This is a genomic window from Rhizobium sp. OAE497, assembly GCF_040546565.1.
GTDB lineage: Bacteria > Pseudomonadota > Alphaproteobacteria > Rhizobiales > Rhizobiaceae > Rhizobium.
The window spans coordinates 2,378,800-2,394,680 of the sequence record NZ_JBEPOA010000001.1 but is presented as its reverse complement, the minus strand read 5'-3'; the positions used below and the strand labels follow the sequence as shown (position 1 = coordinate 2,394,680).

Sequence of the window (15,881 nt, the reverse complement as noted above, 5' to 3'; positions counted from 1 at the left end):
AGATTTTAATGAACGATGTTTGGGTGAGCAAAGGGCTGGTCATAGATGCGCCTTGGATCAGTTTGATCTTGAGTGGCCAGAAAGATTGGGAGATGCGCTCCACCGGAACCAGCCACCGCGGATGGTTTGGTTTGATCTGGAAAGGGATGGGCTGTGTTTACGGCATCGCGCGATTGGCCGGCGGCTGGCGATCCTATGAGCCCGCACGAAATGATCGAGGCTTTTGAACACCATCGTATTCCGGAAGAGATGATACGCTCAGGTGTTGTTGCCAAATGGAACAGGCCCTGGTTTCTGACTGACGTCATAAGGCTTCCGACGCCAGTGCGCTACAAGCACCCAAACGGTGCCGTGACATGGGTCGAGTTAAGCGAAAACGTAAGCTTGGCCGTTCAGGGGCAGATTTCAGCGCTTCGTGAAACCCTTCCAGAGCCGGCCTCTGCGATCACGCGGTCGGACGATGACGAAACGGGCGGTCTGCTGCCTGAGGTGGGGTGGCGGCAAATCGGTCAAAGCGTGCTGACTCAGGGAAATATCGATCACAACCATGTATATCTTCGCGAGTTTTTCGATCGATTTCCGATCGATGCCGTTGGCGGCTCCAACAAGGCAGAGAAGGCTGCTCGGGATATATCGATCATGTGGGATGGCGGCCCCATGGTAGTAACCGACCTGGATGGTACGAAGAAGCTTTTTCGGGCAAGGGGATGGATTGGTTCCTTCTTCCGGCACCATGATGCTCGGGCAGGAGATCGCGTTTTGGTCGATGAAGGTGCGCCCTTTCAATATAGAATTCGGATAACAAAGTGATGGGAGAGACCATTTGGTCGTCCGATATCTCGGTTAGGCGTGGGCGAGCACGGAGACGACTTTGGCGAGACATCTGCACATAGCGGTCGATTAAAGGCGAAAACTCGCTCCCCAGCTCTCCAGCGGCCAATGGTTATCTGTCCCAGGCCCAATCCGGAAATGAAAGTCCGTGAGCAATTTTTCTCTGAACAGCCAACAGGTCTCGGTGAACTGCTGTCGCGTGACTTCGAAGCTGACATTCACGGACGGGATTTCATCGGATTTAAACATGAGACCGGCTTCGACTCTCTCGGGTGTCAACGGCGTCCGGACACAGAACGAGACTAATGCTGGCCAGTGGAATTTACTGACCGGCGAAATGACCACCGCTCCGAGAAGTAAGTAGGTAAACTCCACGACCATGATCGGCGGCCCCGGTTGTATATGTGCTGGCCAATTTTGCCCGAGGGTGAGCCAGCGAACTCCCCGTGCCAGTCACCGACCTCGATCTCCGGTAAGGCGAATGCGAGGCGCGGCTTCGATTTCTCTCGTGGCATGTTACCTCCTCCATCTACCGGGTGGCGACGACCCGGCACAGCAGCACAATAACCGAAAGTTCCTGGGCGCGAAGGTCAAGACATCGATGGCAGCCGAACTGACCAATAGCCAGCGCTTCATCACAATTTCGGGGACGCCGGCCTAACTCAAAACTCAAACAGCCAGCTCAACAAAGGTTGGTCAAGGAGAGCGGCACTGTACCTTAACTGAGTTGAGCTCAATTTTAACGGTAGAGCTGCCAAGTTGTTTAGAAGGGTACGCTAGATCGTGGGTCGTTTAAACAGAGGCCATGATTGTGAAATCCCGATCGATAGCGCTTACCACACTCGTTTTTGCATGCGGCTTCAACTCCGCGAAGTCCGAATTCATTACTCTGCCGACCCATTCAACAGAGGTACTCCAGGCAATGGAATACTTCCGATCTGTAGCGGAAAACGCCGCGTTTCAGCACGTCGCCAACCCAAAGGACGCCGAGAACCAGGTTGCTAACGAGCTAAAGGGACATTTATTCCTTAGCGACCACAACGCTCGCATGACAGTGTTGCCCGATAATTCCGTTGCGCACTATAAGCTCTCCCTTGATGGCCTTTCTGAAGCGGACTGCAAAGTGTTCATTGCAGTCGCTGCTCGCGATACGGCTGCCTTCTCAGGCATCGAAGTCAATGGTGTACTGATGAAGGACTATTCCTCAGCTGCGTGCAGCAGCGACGTCACGGTTTCGTTGCTGCGTATGTAAACCGCGACGTGGGTGCAACGGGCCCACTCGCTCAGCCCCCACGTCTTCGCTCCCCCGCAGCCGGACAGCTCTTGGGGTGTCGGCCCCGGAGGCATGCCAATCGGGACGCTTGCATTGGGACAAAGGCGCAGCCTTTTAATCGGCCGCAAAAGGCCGTCCTCGGCGAATGGCGATAGCCGCGCGGACCGGAGGCTGGCTTGCGAGCAGGAGAGCATCCGCCTCGCTGAGGTTCCGAAGCCCATGGCGCGTGCGGCGATACGGCAGTCGTCGGCAGTCGGGGGCACACTCGACGCATAAACAGGCTGACTATAGCGGCCTGGCATTTCCGATTGCAACCTGCGAAAAACGTAGAGCAGCACCGTCCTCCCGGGCTTAGTTCCTTATGAGTTCGGTCGCCAACTTCCAAAGGCGATCTGCGTTGGCTGCGTCAAGCGCGTAAGCAGCGACACCTTCCAGTTTGCCATCCGACCGTGTCGGAAGCACAGGTGCGATCTGGCAATCATCGAAGTACCGCCCACCGATACCATCCACGAGGGGCGATCCAGCCAGGAGTACTGACGTCGATGCGCCTTGTTCAGGCGTTTTTCGCAGATGCTCCGGAGTTCTCAGGCCGCCCGTATGTCGTTGTAGATTTGTTGCTATCGCTCCCGGATTGAGCGCGTTCGACACGATGCCGTCCGCTTCCCAGCGGCTGGCGATGCCGACGGACAGCAGGATACATGCAGTCTTAGATTGCGCATACCCAAGGAGTGGTGTGTAGGGAATGAAATGGAAGTGCGGGTCATCAAAAAATACGGGGCCGAAGAGACTTCCTGTCGAGCTCACGGACACTACCCGAGAACCCTGGGCCTTCGCCAGATGAGGATGGAGTCCCGTTGTGAGGGCGAAGTGCCCGAGAAAATTTGTCGCGAACTGCATTTCGCAGCCCTCGGCGGATCGTTCCAGCTCGGGAAGGGCCATGATCCCAGCGTTGTTGACGAGAGCATGGATTGGTTTGTCCCAGTCGGTCACAAATTTCCGCACCGACCTCAGGTCGGCCAGGTCGAGCGGTCGCACGCTAATCTGTGGATTTCGCGTCTGCTCGCGAAGCGTTACAGCGACTTCTTCAGCGGCTTCTGTTCGCCGCGCCGCAATGGTCACTGCAGCGCCAGCAGAGGCGAGAGCCCGCACGGTTTCGATCCCAATGCCACTGGCCCCGCCAGTGACGATCATAGTTTTCCCCGTCAGATCGACGCCGGAAAGGACTTCAGCGGCTGTAGTTGAGAAGCCGAATGGCAGTTCAGTTGTCATGTGTTGAGCTTTCTTGTTTGGTCAAAGTCGGGATTCAGGTCGTCACAGGACCAGAACGGGGCGGCCCAAGGTTTCGCCGGCTTCCAGCGCTCGTTGCGCCTCAGCGACGCCGTCGAAAGACACCATCCTGTCAATGTGCGGCTTTAGGCGACCACGGTCTGCGAGTTCTGCGATTTCCTTCAGAATGGCCGTCTGCCGAAGACGATGACCGTGGTTCCTGGAAATCTGCGGCAATCCGATGTTGACGAAGCTGATGTCCAAGTTTTTCCATTCGGCGGGACCGTTGCCTTCTGCTGGCCACGGGGAAACCACCGTGTTGACGAGCCTGCCGTACGCGGCTGTATGTGCGAAACTTCTGGCGAAGTTGTCGTGGCCGACGAAGTCGAACACTACCTCAGCGCCCGGTTCGCCTCTCCATGCCTCAAGTGCTTCCTCGATGTTCTCCGTTCGATAGTTGATGACAAGGTCAGCGCCGAGCTTTCGGACTAGTTCAGCTTTGACATCGCTGGACACGGTCGTCGCGATTTTCGCTCCAATCGAGGTTAAATATTGTATGGCGATGTGTCCGAGGCCGCCTGCGCCGCCGTGGACCAGGACATGGTCGCCACTGCTGACCTGTCCCTTGTCGAAAACGGCTTCCCAGGCCGTGAGCCCGACAACGGGCAGTGCCGCTGCCTCTGCGAAGCCGAGGCCGGCTGGCTTGAGCGTCACGTAATCGCCGCGGACCACCTTGAACTCGGCATAGCTACCGGGGTTGCCCGCATATCCACCGTCTACGTACCAGACTTCATCACCGGCGCGGACATTGGTTACGGCCGCGCCAGCTTCCACAACGATCCCGACCCCATCGATCCCCAGGATTGTCGGCAAAGCAGTGCCACCGCCCTCGCGATCATAAACCGCGCCATTTTTTCGGTTTTGCCAGTCGGCAGGGTTTATGCCCGCAGCTTTGACCTGAACGATAACGTCATGCTCGTCGCTTAGCCCGGGGCGGACTACGTGTCGTACCTCGAGAACCTCTGGCCCACCGGGGCGCGTCACAACGAGCGCCCGCATTTTCTCAGACATCGCGTTGGTCTCCGTTGCCCGAAACTATCGTCTCCAGCACGCGGTGGAGTTTCACGGCGTCTCCGAACGAGGGCGAAAGGTTCGTGCCATCCAGCATGTCGGATGCAATACGCGAATAAGCGATACCAACGCTCTGGCTGAAGCCGTCGGCGATGCCGAGCGTGTCGTAGGTCTGCGGCACCGGGAGTTCGTGCATCTGCTCGTCTCCCTGGGCACCTCTGACAGCGAATCCGCCCAGGCCAACATACCCCACAGGGCTCGTCAGGATCAGGTCACCCTTGGTGCCGTTGATCTCCAAATGGAAGTTTGTTCCGCGCGAGAGACCGCCGCGGAAGTGGGCGCTCAACGCGGCTCCGTTCTCCAAAAGGCCGCTGACCACGATTTGGTCGGGCGCGGTGAACGGGACTTGGTTCCCCGTCTCCGCCACGCGGATCAAGGGCCGGCTGTTGGAAAGAAGTCCGCCGACAGATTTTACACCGGAGCCCAGCGCGAAGAGCGCAGCGTCCAGAGTATGCGCGAACGGGACGTGCAGCATCGACGCTCCGTTCGCCATGTCAAGCGTGTAGAGATAACTCTCGTTGATCTCTTCGCCCCAGATGATCCCTGAACCAATGATGGAGACAGACAGGACGTCTCCGACGTAGCCATCTCTCACCAAATCCCTGATGAAGCTGATAGCCGGAACGGAGCGCGTCTGAAGCCCGATTGCCGTGAAGGCGTTCTGCTTTCTCGCAAGCGCCAGCATTTTATCGGCATCGGATAGGTTCATTCCCAGCGGCCACTCCGAAAATACCGCCTTGCCGGCTTCCAAGGCCTTGCTCACAAGCTCAAGGTGATGGGGCACCTTCACGGTTACGACCACCAGATCGACGTTCGGATCGTTCACAAGTTCCTCGGTCGTCGAATGGCCTCGGTCCGCGCCGAACTTCAGCGCAGATGCCTCGGCGATGTCCTGCTTGTTGTGGCTGACGGCCGTGATGCGGAACTGCGGCAGTGCTTGCAGGGCGGGGATATGGGCCGTGGTGGCCCAGCCCTTGTCCGGGTGTACGCCTATGATGCCGACGTTGATAGGATTGGTTGTCATGCCGCTTTCTCCTTTGGCTCGATTTCAAGGATGGTGCGGCGAAGCTCCAGGTGCGCCAATCGCCACTGTCCTCCTTCCAGCCGCCATGTTTCATGATAGTGCCCGTAGCCGTGCATGGACGCCGGTCGCCCGTCGTTCACATTCGGAAAAATCAGGTAGTCTTCCATCGACCAGACCGCGCTGATCTCGGTTTCCGACACGATGTCGATCTCGTCGTTGTGGACCTGATGAATCGACTTCACGCCGGAGAGATACGCCTTGGTGACGGCCACGAACTCGTCGACCGCGTCGAACTCCGCCAGTAGAGCGCCATCCTCTCCGAAGAAGCGAATGGTCGGTTTGCTGGCGAACAAGGTTGCGAACTCAACCCATTGATGGGTGTCCACATAGCGGCAGTACCGGGCTTTGAGTGTCCGGATGGTTTCAGCGAGAGCGAGACGTTTCTGCAATTGGAATCTCCTTTTCGCACCACCATATAGCAACGGTAACCGAGAGCCTTCAGTCTCGATCGTCCCAAGTTTTGGCTCGATCGTCCATCATAGGAACATTTAGTTGGACCCCCTGAGTGACATCTTTTCTTCGCTTCGGATCAGGAAGGCGAAGTTCACAACGCTCGATGCGACAGCCCCATGGGGCGTCGTCTCGAACGGCGATCCTTCCATCAAATTCGTGCTCGTCGTCCGAGGATCGGGAGTCCTGACAACCCGGGAAAACCCCGAACCCGTGGCACTGCGCGCGGGCGACGTCTTCATCATGTTCGGAGACGAGCCTTATCGTGTCTTTGACCATGAAAGGTCTCGTATCGAGGATTGCGTCGATGTCGAGGCACTCAGAGAAGGCAACCGAATTCAGTTCGGGGGCGGCGGCTCGACGACGACCTTCATCAGCGGCTTCTTCGACGTCGACAGTCTCGATGCCCGGCCATTGCTGAACGTCTTGCCGAAACTCCTCCACCTGAAGTCCGAGCAGAACCGAAGCCGCGCATTTGAGGCCGTACTCGAGTTATTGGCTGCGGAAGCGGAGACGCCGGGGCTGGGTTCGGAGGCGGTGGTGAGGCGGCTTTTCGAATTGCTGTTCGTTCACGCGATCCGTGCCTATTCACAGCAGTTCGGGACAACGAAGACGGGTTGGCTAGCCGCGGTAGCAGACAAAAACCTCGCCCAAGCCATGGAGGCGATGCATGCCAACCCTCAGACGCCGTGGACCGTCGATCGGCTGGCGCAGAAGGCTGGCATGTCGCGATCCGCTTTCGCCGCCCGCTTCAAACACGTCGTTGGTCAGGCACCCCTGGCGTACTTGACCGAATGGAGGATTTATCAAGCCGCCCGATTGATCGAAGCAAACGCGGGCAAGATTTCGGTGATCGGTCGTCGTGTGGGGTATCAATCTGAAGCTGCGTTCACCAAGGCATTCAGGAAGCTGCTCGGGCATGCCCCAGGCGAGTATAGAAAGAGCTTAGCGACCATTGCTGTGCCCACGACGTCTGCCTTCAACGAGGAAATGCAAGAAGCCGCGTGATAGCCTGCAACAGCGCCTGGCTGTTGAGCGGCTTGCGCATAAACACGCGGTGATTGTCAGCGCCAGCGTACCCTCTGTCCTCGATGTCGGTGCGGCCGGTCATCAATATCATTGGCATCCCAGGTTCCTGGCCGCGTACTTCCTGTTCCAGCTCGAACCCGTCCATGGCATCCATTTTGATATCCGTGATGACGCAATCACAGCCCGCCAGCGCGCCGCTGTCGAGGAAAGCGCTTGGAGACCGAAAAGTTTTCGCCGCGTAACCCACGGACTCGAGAAGCTCCTGCAAGCCCTCCAAAACGCGTTTGTCGTCGTCTACGATTGCAAGGGTGTGGCTCGTCTGCGCTGTCATCCATCAATTTCCATATCGGGTATGCGTGATCGGTATGTTGAGTTTGCCCGCGATCCTGACGAGGTCGGCGAGAGAGTCCGCGTGCATCTTGCGCATCATGTTCCCTCTGTGAATCTGGAACGTTATCTCGCTGATGCCCAACTTGGCCGCGCCTTGTTTGTTCATCAGTCCACTCACAACGAGTGGGAGGACGTCGCGTTCCCTGGCGGACAAGCAATCCAGTTTTGCTTGAAGGTCGAGGAGTTCAGCCCGCTCCTGACGAGCGATCTTGTCACGCTCAAGCGCGGTTACGATAGCGGTTAGCAGGGCATCCTCTCGAAAGGGTTTTGTCAGGAAGTCGACAGCGCCCAGCTTCATAGCGCGAACCGTCATCTGGATATCCCCATGACCTGTGATGAATATGATCGGAGGATGAGCGTTGTCGGACAACTTCGCCTGAATCTCCATACCGTTTACGTCAGGAAGTCGAACGTCGAGGATGAGGCAGGAAGGAGTGTCAGGCTTGGGCGCGTCGAGGTACTCCCGTCCCGTGGCAAAAGTCACGACGTTTAACTGCGATGCTTCGAGAAATTCCGACAGCCCCTCGCGCACGCGCTTATCGTCATCCACGACGAATACGATATGGTCCTTCCCGTGCATCAAGCGTCTCCTCCGGTTGCCGGAAGGGAAAAACAAAACATGCTGCCGGAAGGCTCAGCAGGGGTCGCCCATAGTCTTCCATCATGAGCACCAACGATGCTCCGGCAGATCGACAAACCGATGCCCATCCCATTGTGTTTAGTGGTGTAGAACGGTTCGAAAATCTTCTCGGCATCATGCAATCCTGTTCCGTTGTCCCGAATGTGAACTACGACATGTTCACCATCGTGCCTGGACCGGATTTCCAGCAAGCGTGCTGATCCGTTGAGGTTGACCATCGCGTCCATGGCGTTTTGGAGGATATTGACGAGTACCTGCAGGATGAGGCCTCTATCGAATGTTACCTGCGGCAGGTCCGCTTGAAGCTCCGTCCGAAGATCGCATCGCGAGGCAGCGATACGCTCCCGAAGCAGAACGCAAGCCTCTTCTATGACTTCGTTGAGGTTTCCCGGGGCTTTCGCTCCCCCGGACTGCCGGAACAGCGCCTTGACCCTCGTGATGACCTCGGCAGCGTCGTTTGCCGCATCCACGGAATTCCTGGCGGCTTTCTTCGCGCGTTCAAGGTTGGGCGGTACGGCTTCAAGCCATTTCTCGGTGGCACTGCTGTTGGTGACGACCGCCACAAGCGGTTGGTTGATTTCATGGGCGATGGACGCCGAAAGCTCGGCGAGACTGGCCGCCCGGGTTGCCAACTCCAACTGATGCTGCGCCTTTAGCAATTTGGTCTGAGCTTGGGTTTCCTCCTCGACGTCAACGATAACGCCGTACCATTGAAATAGCCGGCTTTGGCAGTCGCGAAGCACTCGCGCTCTGCAGTCAACGAGATGATACCCGCCGTCGGCTAGCCGATGGCGATATTTTAATGAGATCGGCTCGCCGGTCTTAAATGACTGTTCGAAGCGGTGCCTGAGGTTGGGAGCGTCGGCGGGATGGACAAGTCGGCTGATCATAGGTGCGAACCCGGACCCGTCGGTGCCTCGCAATTCCTCAAGCGTGACGCCGGAGTACCTCATCAGCGGTTCGTTGAAATAGGTTGGCTGGCCATCGGGGCTGGCGCACCAGACAAGCGCCGGCAAGGTGTCTAGCATCAATCTCAGACGGTCCGCATTCTCGCGCAGTTCTTCTTGCGTCTGATGCAGCTCCTCGATGTCAACATTGGTGCCATACCACTGGAGTATCTCGCCGTTCTCGCTGAGGAGAGGGGCGGCCGTGACCCGGTTCCATCGGTATGTTCCGTCGTTGAACCGAAGACGACATATCAGCGAGAGGGGAGTCTTCTCTTTGACGCAGTCGGCCCACGTGGATTGGAACCTCGCCATGTCATCGGGATGAACGACACCGAAATGGTTGTCCCTGATCTGCTCTGTCGTCGCACCGAGATATTCCAGTAACTTGGGGTTTTGGTAGATCGGCTCCCCAGCGGGCGATCCGCACCAGATCATCACGGGCATTGTATCGATCAACGTGCGTAGTTGGCGTTCACTTTCCGCCAGCCGTTGCTCGGCCCGCTGTTTCTCGTCGACATCAATCGTGGTGCCATACCATCCCTGAATGTCGCCTTGGTCATTCAGGTGGGGACGTCCATATGCGTGGAACCAATTGTAATCGCCATCGGCGCGCCGGATGCGATGGACGGACTCAAAAGGTGCGCCAGTTTTCATGCTGGTCAGCCAAGCATGAGTGACGCGGTCTGAATCGTCAGGATGTACTGCCTCTAGGCCCGTGCGCCCTGTGGCGTTGAACTCTTCTGTGCTCTTGCCGACGTAGTCGATGACGCTTGGGTTGACGTAGACAAAGTTTCCTTTGTCATCGGTCGCCCAGCCGAGGCCCGGCATGCTCTCGACAATCAACCTCGCGTCAACCAGGCTCTGATCGACCTCCGTACGCTGTCGCCAGATACCTACCAGCCAGAAAGCGCCTAGTCCCGACAATAGGAACGCCAGGGGGCTTATGAACGAGTTCGCCCGGATGAGCGGGATCAACGCGCAGCCGACGAGCAAGAGCAATGCGACGCATGCCGCAATCCTGCTGCTTTTTATCAACAAAAGCGCGGCGACAGCCATGAAGAACCCGCCATAGGGCTCTTGTTCAAATATTCCCAAAGCAGTTCCTGCGCAGCCCGTAGCAAGCGCGGGCCCGTATTGCCGTATTTCAAGCCCCCTCACGACATTCTCCCGGTACACGCCACTGGAGTAGCGCAGACTATACTTCGATCCTGAAGACCAGGCCAGAAGAACAGGCTGAACTAACGGAAACATATGATTGGCCGACGAGGTGCGGCTGCATATCCTCCCGCACATCCCAACCGACGGGCGGGCCTGGCCCCACCGTTTTCAGCTCTCCGATGCCGTCGCTCGGCGGCTTGTTAAAAGGGTCGAGGATCATGACGCCCGATAAACCGGCATTATTTCCCGTTTCCCGCCGAACCGTTCTCGGGACCGCGGCGGGCGCGCTCGGAGCATCCATCTTCGGCCTTGCCGAATTCGTTCCCGTCCAGACCGCCAACGCACAGACAAGCCAAACACCAGCCGAGGAAAAGAAAATGGGCATGATCACTACGAAAGACGGAACGCAAATCTTCTACAAGGACTGGGGCAAGGGACAACCCGTGGTTTTTCACCACGGATGGCCGCTTAGCGCCGACGACTGGGACAACCAGATGCTCTTCTTCTTAAGCAAGGGCTATAGAGTGATTGCGCACGACAGGCGCGGACATGGCCGCTCGACGCAGACCGCCGTCGGCAATGACATGGATACCTACGCGGCTGACGTCGCGGAGCTGGCGGAAGCTCTGGACCTTAAAGACGCGATCCACGTCGGTCACTCGACGGGAGGCGGGGAGGTCACCCGCTATGTCGCCCAGCACGGAAAGGGCAGGGTAGCAAAGGCCGTGATTATATCTGCCATCCCGCCCGTCATGGTGAAATCTGACAAGAACCCGGGCGGCCTGCCGATCTCGGTGTTCGATGATCTCCGGGCCCAGCTCGCGGCCAACCGCGCGCAGTTCTATCTCGATGTTCCGAGCGGTCCATTTTACGGCTTCAACAGAAAGGACGCCAAGGTCTATCCCGGCCTGATCCAGAACTGGTGGCGACAGGGTATGATCGGCGGCGCTATCGCACACTACGAGTGCATCAAGGTCTTCTCCGAGACCGATTTCACGGAGGACCTCAAGAAGATCGACGTTCCTGTGCTCGTGATGCACGGTGATGACGACCAGATAGTGCCGATCGCGGATGCCGCGCTTCTGTCGATCAAGTTGCTCAAGCACGGAACGCTGAAGGTCTACAAGGGCCTCCCGCACGGGATGTGCAGCACCCACCCTGACATCATCAATCCCGATCTGCTGGCGTTTTTCCAGGCATGATCGGCCGGCGGAAAAGCGGCTCCAGGTGAATCCCAAGCTCCCCGGAGCCGCCCCGCCTTTCCTCAGAGGACATGCGATGACCCAAGACTTCAACTTATCACGCCGCGGGTTTTGCCTGTGCTGCATGGCCGCCTCGACCTTCGCCGTGACGGGAGGCTGGCTTAGCCCTCCCCAGGTATTCGCCAAGGCGCAGGGCATCGTTGACATGATCCGCGATGCAGCTGCAAAGGCACCGGTCAAAGTCCATAAGGCAAGAGCCGGAGTGTCGATCCTGGAGGGATCGGGCGGGAATATCGCGGTCCTGACCGGCGGAGACGGCAAGGTCCTCATCGACGGCGGCATAACCGCATCGCGGCCCCGGATACTCGATGCTCTGGCAGGGCTAGGCAAACAGCCCATCACGCACCTGATCAACACTCACTGGCATTTCGACCATACGGACGGCAACGATTGGCTGAACGCGGAAGGGGCGGCGATCCTCGCCCACGAGAACACCAAAGCCCACCTAATGACGGTCCAGAAGGTCGAGGACTGGAACTTCGAGTTCCCGCGGCCGCCACTCGCCGCTGTGCCCTCCGAGACTGTCGGTGATGAGATGTCTCTGAAGTTGAACAAGTCGACTTTGACGCTCAAACACCATCCGAACGCCCATACTGACGGTGACATCTCCGTCGCGTTCGGCGAAGCCGACATCGTTCATACCGGCGACCTTTACTGGAACGGCATTTATCCCTTCATCGACTACTCCACAGGCGGTGGTATCGACGGAAAGATCAAGGCCGTGGAGGAAATCCTGTCCCGCGTCGGCGATAAGACCATCGTCATTCCTGGTCACGGCCAGCCGCTCAGCAACAAGTCGGAGCTCAGCGACTACCGCACTATGCTTGTCGATATCCGTGGGAACGTCGCCAAGCTCAAGTCGGAGGGCAAACCGGCCGACGCGGTGATTGCCGCCAAGCCGACGGCGGCATTCGACGCGAAATGGGGGCAGTTCGTTATCTCGCCCGACTTTTTCGCACGTCTCGTCTACCACGGTGTTTAACGCCCCAAGGGAGCTGCATCGATGTCCATGATCGACTGGAATGCCTATCACAGTCAGGTACTCGCCGGGGTCGGAGAGCTGGCAGCCCTCAGCCCCGATGTTATCCGGGGTTATCAGGCGATCGGCGGTTCGGCGAGAAAAACTGACCTGCTTGGGTCGAAGGTCAACGAGTTGATCGCCTTGGCTGTAGCGGTCTCCCTGCGGTGCGACGGCTGCATTGTCGTGCATACCGAGGCCGCGCTCAAAGCCGGCGCGACGCGCGAGGAAATCGCGGAAGCGCTAGGGACTGCGATCGGCGTGAACGCTGGTGCAGGGCTCGTCTACTCCACCCGGGTCTTGGATGCCGCCAAAGCGAAGACATAGGACGCACGCGAAGTTTGAGACCGTAGCAGAATGCGTCTGAAAGGACAACATTATGACATCGCAACCGATCGCAGATGCTGTCGTCCCTGCGCTGGGGGAGGTTCCCGCCTTCAAAGTTGGCGAGATGGTGAGGACGGGGACGCGTTTCCCCGTCGGTCATTATCGGCTCCCGATGTATCTCCGAGGCAAGGCGGCGGTGATCGAACGCGTCATCGCAACGATGGGGGTCGACAACGAGGAAGAGGGCTTCGGGCGGAACGCCGGCTCGAAGGGCCATTACTATCGTATCGCGATTCCGCTTTCGCAGATTTGGAACGACTATAGAGGCCCGGCTTCCGACGGGCTGAGAGTAGAGGTCTACGAGAACTGGCTCGAAAGGATTTGAACGTGGGAACTGATGACAACGATCACGATGACCATGACCATCCAGGGCACTCGCATCCGCATGATGAAATCTCCATCGCGGATGCTCCGGGCTACTACGATCTCATGGAAACCGCCGTACGAGAGCTGCTGATCGAGAGGCGGCTGTTTGGCGCGGACGAGATACGAAGGCAGATCGAGGTTCTGGACTCACGATCGCCTGCACTCGGTGCCAAGGTCGTGGCCCGCGCCTGGGTCGACGAAGGGTTTCGTCAAAGGTTGCTCGATGACGGCCGCAAGGGGTGCGAAGAGCTGGGGATCACTTTTTACGACGACACCCAGTTGATCGTTCTCGAAAACACCCCGAAGGTCCACAACCTCATCGTCTGCACGCTGTGTTCATGTTATCCGCGCCCCGTGCTTGGCCTCCCGCCCGACTGGTACAAGCTGAAGCCGTACCGAGCCCGAGCCGTCTATGAACCGCGGACGGTTCTCGAGGAGTTCGGCACGCACATCCCCGACGATGTCGAGATTATCGTCAGTGATTCCACAGCCATGGTCCGTTACCTCGTGTTGCCGATGCGACCGGCAGGGACTGAGGCAATGAGCGAGGAGGACCTTGCAACGCTCGTGACGCGCGATGCGATGATCGGCGTGATCCCGGTAGAGTACCGAACGGAGGCGGCGTGATGGCCAGCGAACTTCTCGTCAAAAAACTTCCCAACGACATCGGGGGTGACGCAAGCGGCAAGATCGAACGCGTCGAACACGAATTGCTCCCATGGGAGAAGCGGTGCCATGCGCTCGCCGACGTTCTCGATTTCCACAAGATCATCAACACCGAAGAAAAGCGCCGAGGCGTCGAAGCTCTCGGCTCTGAGATGATTGGGAAGTTGTCGTACTACGAACGCTGGATCGTCGCCTTCGCGAACATCCTCTTCCAGAAGGGTATCCTGACGCCAAGCGACCTGGCGACGAAAATGGTTGAGCTGGAGGCGCGCCATACGAGCGATGCGGCGCGCTTGCATCCAAATGGCTGATGTACCTCCGGAGGCATCCTGCTTTTTTGAGGTCGACGGCTCGCTTCCATTATTGCGCCGGTCTTTCGTCGAGGCGGTAGGGACTTGTCTCCTCACCGTGGCGATGGTGGGGTCAGGGTTAGCCGTGCAGACGAAGCTGGGCGCGGAGCCGCTGGGGGCCTCGGTCATCATCGCAGTCTCGATCGCCGGCTCTCTGGTCGGATTGATCGTTGCAATGGGGAGAGTGTCCGGGGGTCATTACAATCCCCTAATCACGATCGGACAATGGCTCCGCGGCGAGCGGGCTACCGGGTGCACGATATCCTATGTTCTGGCGCAAATCATTGGCGGAGTATGTGGCTCCATTTTCGCCACTTTGATGTTCCGCGAGGCTATCCGTCCGACAATCGGAGAAAGTCCGACGACGGTGCTTCTGGTCAGCGAGTTCGTGGCTTCCGCCGGGCTCCTGATCATCGTCATAAGTTGCGCGCGTAGCAGCAAGTGGGACACTGGGCCGTTCGCGGTTGGAGCTTGGCTAATTGCCGCGATCTTGGCCACACCGTCGGCATCCTACGCAAATCCCGCCGTCACGATCGCCGCGACGCTGGCCGGGGGACCCGTCGCGGTGAGCCTGGCGAAGGCCGCTGCCTTTGGTGTCGCTCAGTTGCTCGGCCTCGCCGCCGCCTTGGTCGTCACCGGGTTCGCCTTTCAGGATACGAAGCAATCCCCCCAGCCACGCGATGGCGCTGAAGAGCGGGCTAGCGATCAAGGCCATCGGTAGCGTTCAACCTCATGATCTATCAGAGAAGGGAACGAAGATGACAACCATCACAAAGCAGAAGCCTATCGTAGTTGGCGTGACCTCCAGGCTATTCTCGCTCGCAGCCATTGCGGTTCTAGGGGCGATCCTCGTCGGCGGCGTTGGATTTTCGAACATTCCCGCCATCCACGACGCTACCCACGACGTGCGCCATACCTTGAGTTTCCCCTGTCACTGAGGCTCCCGCTATGGCTTATTTTCAGCGATTGTTCTTTTTGGCCCTGGTCGCGGGAGTGGTTGGAGGAGTGATAGCGTCCACTCTCAACATCGCGATAAATGTGCCAACGATCATGGAAGCAGAGGTCTTCGAGCACGTGGCCGAACATCAAACGGCGGCCGATCAGGCTCCGCACGAGCACAAGCACGTCTCGGTCGTCCGAAGGAACTTGATCACTTTGGCTGCGATGGTCCTTGCGTTCGTGGGCTACGCCTTTCTCGTCAGCGTCGTCGCGGAGGTCGGCGGCGGTCTCAGAACCTGGAGCTCGGGTCTCTTGTGGGGCATGGGTGGCTTCCTGGCATTTAATCTCGTGCCGGCGATAGGCTTGCCGCCCGAGCTTCCCGGAATGCCGGCTGCCGATCTAGGTGAACGTCAGCTCTGGTGGCTTTGCTGTGCATTCGGCACAGCGGGTGCAATGCTTCTGGCCACCAATGTCCGAAACGCCGCTGCGTATGTCGCCTCCTTGGTGTTGCTGGCCGCGCCTTTCCTCTTCGGAGCGCCTACGGTAGATGACGTCGCGACGCTCGTTCCCGAGGAATTGCAACGTCATTTCGTTCTGGGAACCCTTGCTGCCGGGCTTGTCGCCTGGGTGGCAATGGGCGTTATGCTCGGTGTCCTTCGATCAGGAAACCGATATCGAGCGGTCCTGGGATAGA

At 58.3% G+C, this 15,881-nt stretch carries 20 protein-coding genes; 13 read left to right on the top strand and 7 right to left on the bottom strand.

Going from position 1 to position 15,881, the window contains the following annotated elements; genetic code table 11:
- Positions 1-8 precede the first annotated feature (8 nt).
- The 3 genes from ABIE40_RS12295 (at position 9) to ABIE40_RS12285 (ending at position 2,083) form a co-directional block, all read left to right on the top strand.
- Positions 9-227, top strand: coding sequence for an ASCH domain-containing protein (locus ABIE40_RS12295; protein ID WP_354541013.1), 219 nt, complete (start codon positions 9-11; stop codon positions 225-227).
- Positions 196-810 (top strand): hypothetical protein, encoded by a 615-nt coding sequence (locus tag ABIE40_RS12290; protein ID WP_354541012.1) that lies wholly within the window; start codon positions 196-198, stop codon positions 808-810. The genes ABIE40_RS12295 and ABIE40_RS12290 overlap by 32 nt, the downstream gene beginning before the upstream one ends.
- An 826-nt stretch (positions 811-1,636) precedes the next feature.
- Positions 1,637-2,083, top strand: coding sequence for a hypothetical protein (locus tag ABIE40_RS12285; RefSeq protein WP_199629240.1), 447 nt, complete (start codon positions 1,637-1,639; stop codon positions 2,081-2,083).
- 372 nt (positions 2,084-2,455) lie between these two features.
- Here ABIE40_RS12285 and ABIE40_RS12280 read toward each other — a convergent pair whose 3' ends face one another.
- Genes ABIE40_RS12280 through ABIE40_RS12265 form a run of 4 tightly spaced genes read right to left on the bottom strand, consistent with a single transcriptional unit; the run spans position 2,456 to position 5,974 of the window.
- Entirely contained in the window at positions 2,456-3,373 is a 918-nt protein-coding gene (locus ABIE40_RS12280) for an SDR family NAD(P)-dependent oxidoreductase (protein WP_354541011.1), read from the bottom strand.
- A 42-nt stretch (positions 3,374-3,415) separates the two neighbouring features.
- Positions 3,416-4,441 carry a zinc-binding dehydrogenase gene (locus tag ABIE40_RS12275; protein WP_199629239.1) on the bottom strand — a complete coding sequence of 342 codons (1,026 nt, stop codon included), beginning with the start codon at positions 4,439-4,441 and terminating at the stop codon, positions 3,416-3,418.
- On the bottom strand, positions 4,434-5,525 hold the full coding sequence (locus tag ABIE40_RS12270; protein ID WP_199629238.1) for a Gfo/Idh/MocA family protein: 1,092 nt from the start codon (positions 5,523-5,525) through the stop codon (positions 4,434-4,436). Before ABIE40_RS12270 ends, ABIE40_RS12275 begins: the two co-directional genes overlap by 8 nt.
- Positions 5,522-5,974, bottom strand: coding sequence for a nuclear transport factor 2 family protein (locus ABIE40_RS12265; RefSeq protein ID WP_199629237.1), 453 nt, complete (start codon positions 5,972-5,974; stop codon positions 5,522-5,524). The genes ABIE40_RS12270 and ABIE40_RS12265 overlap by 4 nt, the downstream gene beginning before the upstream one ends.
- Positions 5,975-6,077: 103 nt before the next feature.
- Here ABIE40_RS12265 and ABIE40_RS12260 point away from each other — a divergent pair, with 103 nt between their 5' ends.
- On the top strand, positions 6,078-7,043 hold the full coding sequence (locus tag ABIE40_RS12260) for an AraC family transcriptional regulator (RefSeq protein WP_199629236.1): 966 nt from the start codon (positions 6,078-6,080) through the stop codon (positions 7,041-7,043).
- Here ABIE40_RS12260 and ABIE40_RS12255 read toward each other — a convergent pair.
- The 3 genes from ABIE40_RS12255 to ABIE40_RS12245 are packed head-to-tail and all read right to left on the bottom strand — an operon-like array spanning position 7,015 to position 10,097.
- Complete coding sequence (locus tag ABIE40_RS12255) at positions 7,015-7,395, bottom strand: response regulator transcription factor (protein ID WP_199629235.1); 381 nt, start codon at positions 7,393-7,395, stop codon at positions 7,015-7,017. The genes ABIE40_RS12260 and ABIE40_RS12255 overlap by 29 nt on opposite strands.
- 3 nt (positions 7,396-7,398) lie before the next feature.
- On the bottom strand, positions 7,399-8,034 hold the full coding sequence (locus ABIE40_RS12250; protein ID WP_199629234.1) for a response regulator transcription factor: 636 nt from the start codon (positions 8,032-8,034) through the stop codon (positions 7,399-7,401).
- A complete protein-coding gene (locus tag ABIE40_RS12245) occupies positions 8,034-10,097 on the bottom strand; it encodes a PAS domain-containing protein (protein WP_354541074.1) in 2,064 nt (687 codons plus the stop codon). The genes ABIE40_RS12250 and ABIE40_RS12245 overlap by 1 nt, the downstream gene beginning before the upstream one ends.
- Before the next feature lie 479 nt (positions 10,098-10,576).
- Here ABIE40_RS12245 and ABIE40_RS12240 point away from each other — a divergent pair, with 479 nt between their 5' ends.
- From ABIE40_RS12240 to ABIE40_RS12200, 9 genes are all read left to right on the top strand, one after another.
- On the top strand, positions 10,577-11,401 hold the full coding sequence (locus tag ABIE40_RS12240; RefSeq protein WP_199629272.1) for an alpha/beta fold hydrolase: 825 nt from the start codon (positions 10,577-10,579) through the stop codon (positions 11,399-11,401).
- A gap of 124 nt (positions 11,402-11,525) precedes the next feature.
- The gene (locus tag ABIE40_RS12235; protein WP_199629271.1) at positions 11,526-12,443 is read left to right on the top strand and encodes an MBL fold metallo-hydrolase; all 918 of its coding nucleotides are present in this window, start codon (positions 11,526-11,528) and stop codon (positions 12,441-12,443) included.
- A 21-nt stretch (positions 12,444-12,464) separates the two neighbouring features.
- Complete coding sequence (locus ABIE40_RS12230; RefSeq protein WP_199629233.1) at positions 12,465-12,806, top strand: carboxymuconolactone decarboxylase family protein; 342 nt, start codon at positions 12,465-12,467, stop codon at positions 12,804-12,806.
- Positions 12,807-12,858: 52 nt separating this feature from the next.
- Positions 12,859-13,191: an SH3-like domain-containing protein gene (locus ABIE40_RS12225; RefSeq protein WP_199629232.1), complete on the top strand. Its 333-nt coding sequence runs from the start codon at positions 12,859-12,861 to the stop codon at positions 13,189-13,191.
- Positions 13,188-13,859: a nitrile hydratase subunit alpha gene (locus ABIE40_RS12220; protein ID WP_199629231.1), complete on the top strand. Its 672-nt coding sequence runs from the start codon at positions 13,188-13,190 to the stop codon at positions 13,857-13,859. Before ABIE40_RS12225 ends, ABIE40_RS12220 begins: the two co-directional genes overlap by 4 nt.
- Positions 13,859-14,209, top strand: a complete 351-nt coding sequence (locus ABIE40_RS12215; protein ID WP_199629230.1) for an SH3-like domain-containing protein — start codon at positions 13,859-13,861, stop codon at positions 14,207-14,209. The genes ABIE40_RS12220 and ABIE40_RS12215 overlap by 1 nt, the downstream gene beginning before the upstream one ends.
- Positions 14,202-14,969 (top strand): aquaporin, encoded by a 768-nt coding sequence (locus tag ABIE40_RS12210; protein ID WP_354541010.1) that lies wholly within the window; start codon positions 14,202-14,204, stop codon positions 14,967-14,969. Before ABIE40_RS12215 ends, ABIE40_RS12210 begins: the two co-directional genes overlap by 8 nt.
- Before the next feature lie 37 nt (positions 14,970-15,006).
- A complete protein-coding gene (locus tag ABIE40_RS12205) occupies positions 15,007-15,186 on the top strand; it encodes a CbtB domain-containing protein (RefSeq protein WP_199629228.1) in 180 nt (59 codons plus the stop codon).
- 10 nt (positions 15,187-15,196) lie between these two features.
- On the top strand, positions 15,197-15,880 hold the full coding sequence (locus ABIE40_RS12200; protein WP_199629227.1) for a CbtA family protein: 684 nt from the start codon (positions 15,197-15,199) through the stop codon (positions 15,878-15,880).
- The last annotated feature ends 1 nt before the right edge of the window (position 15,881 follow it).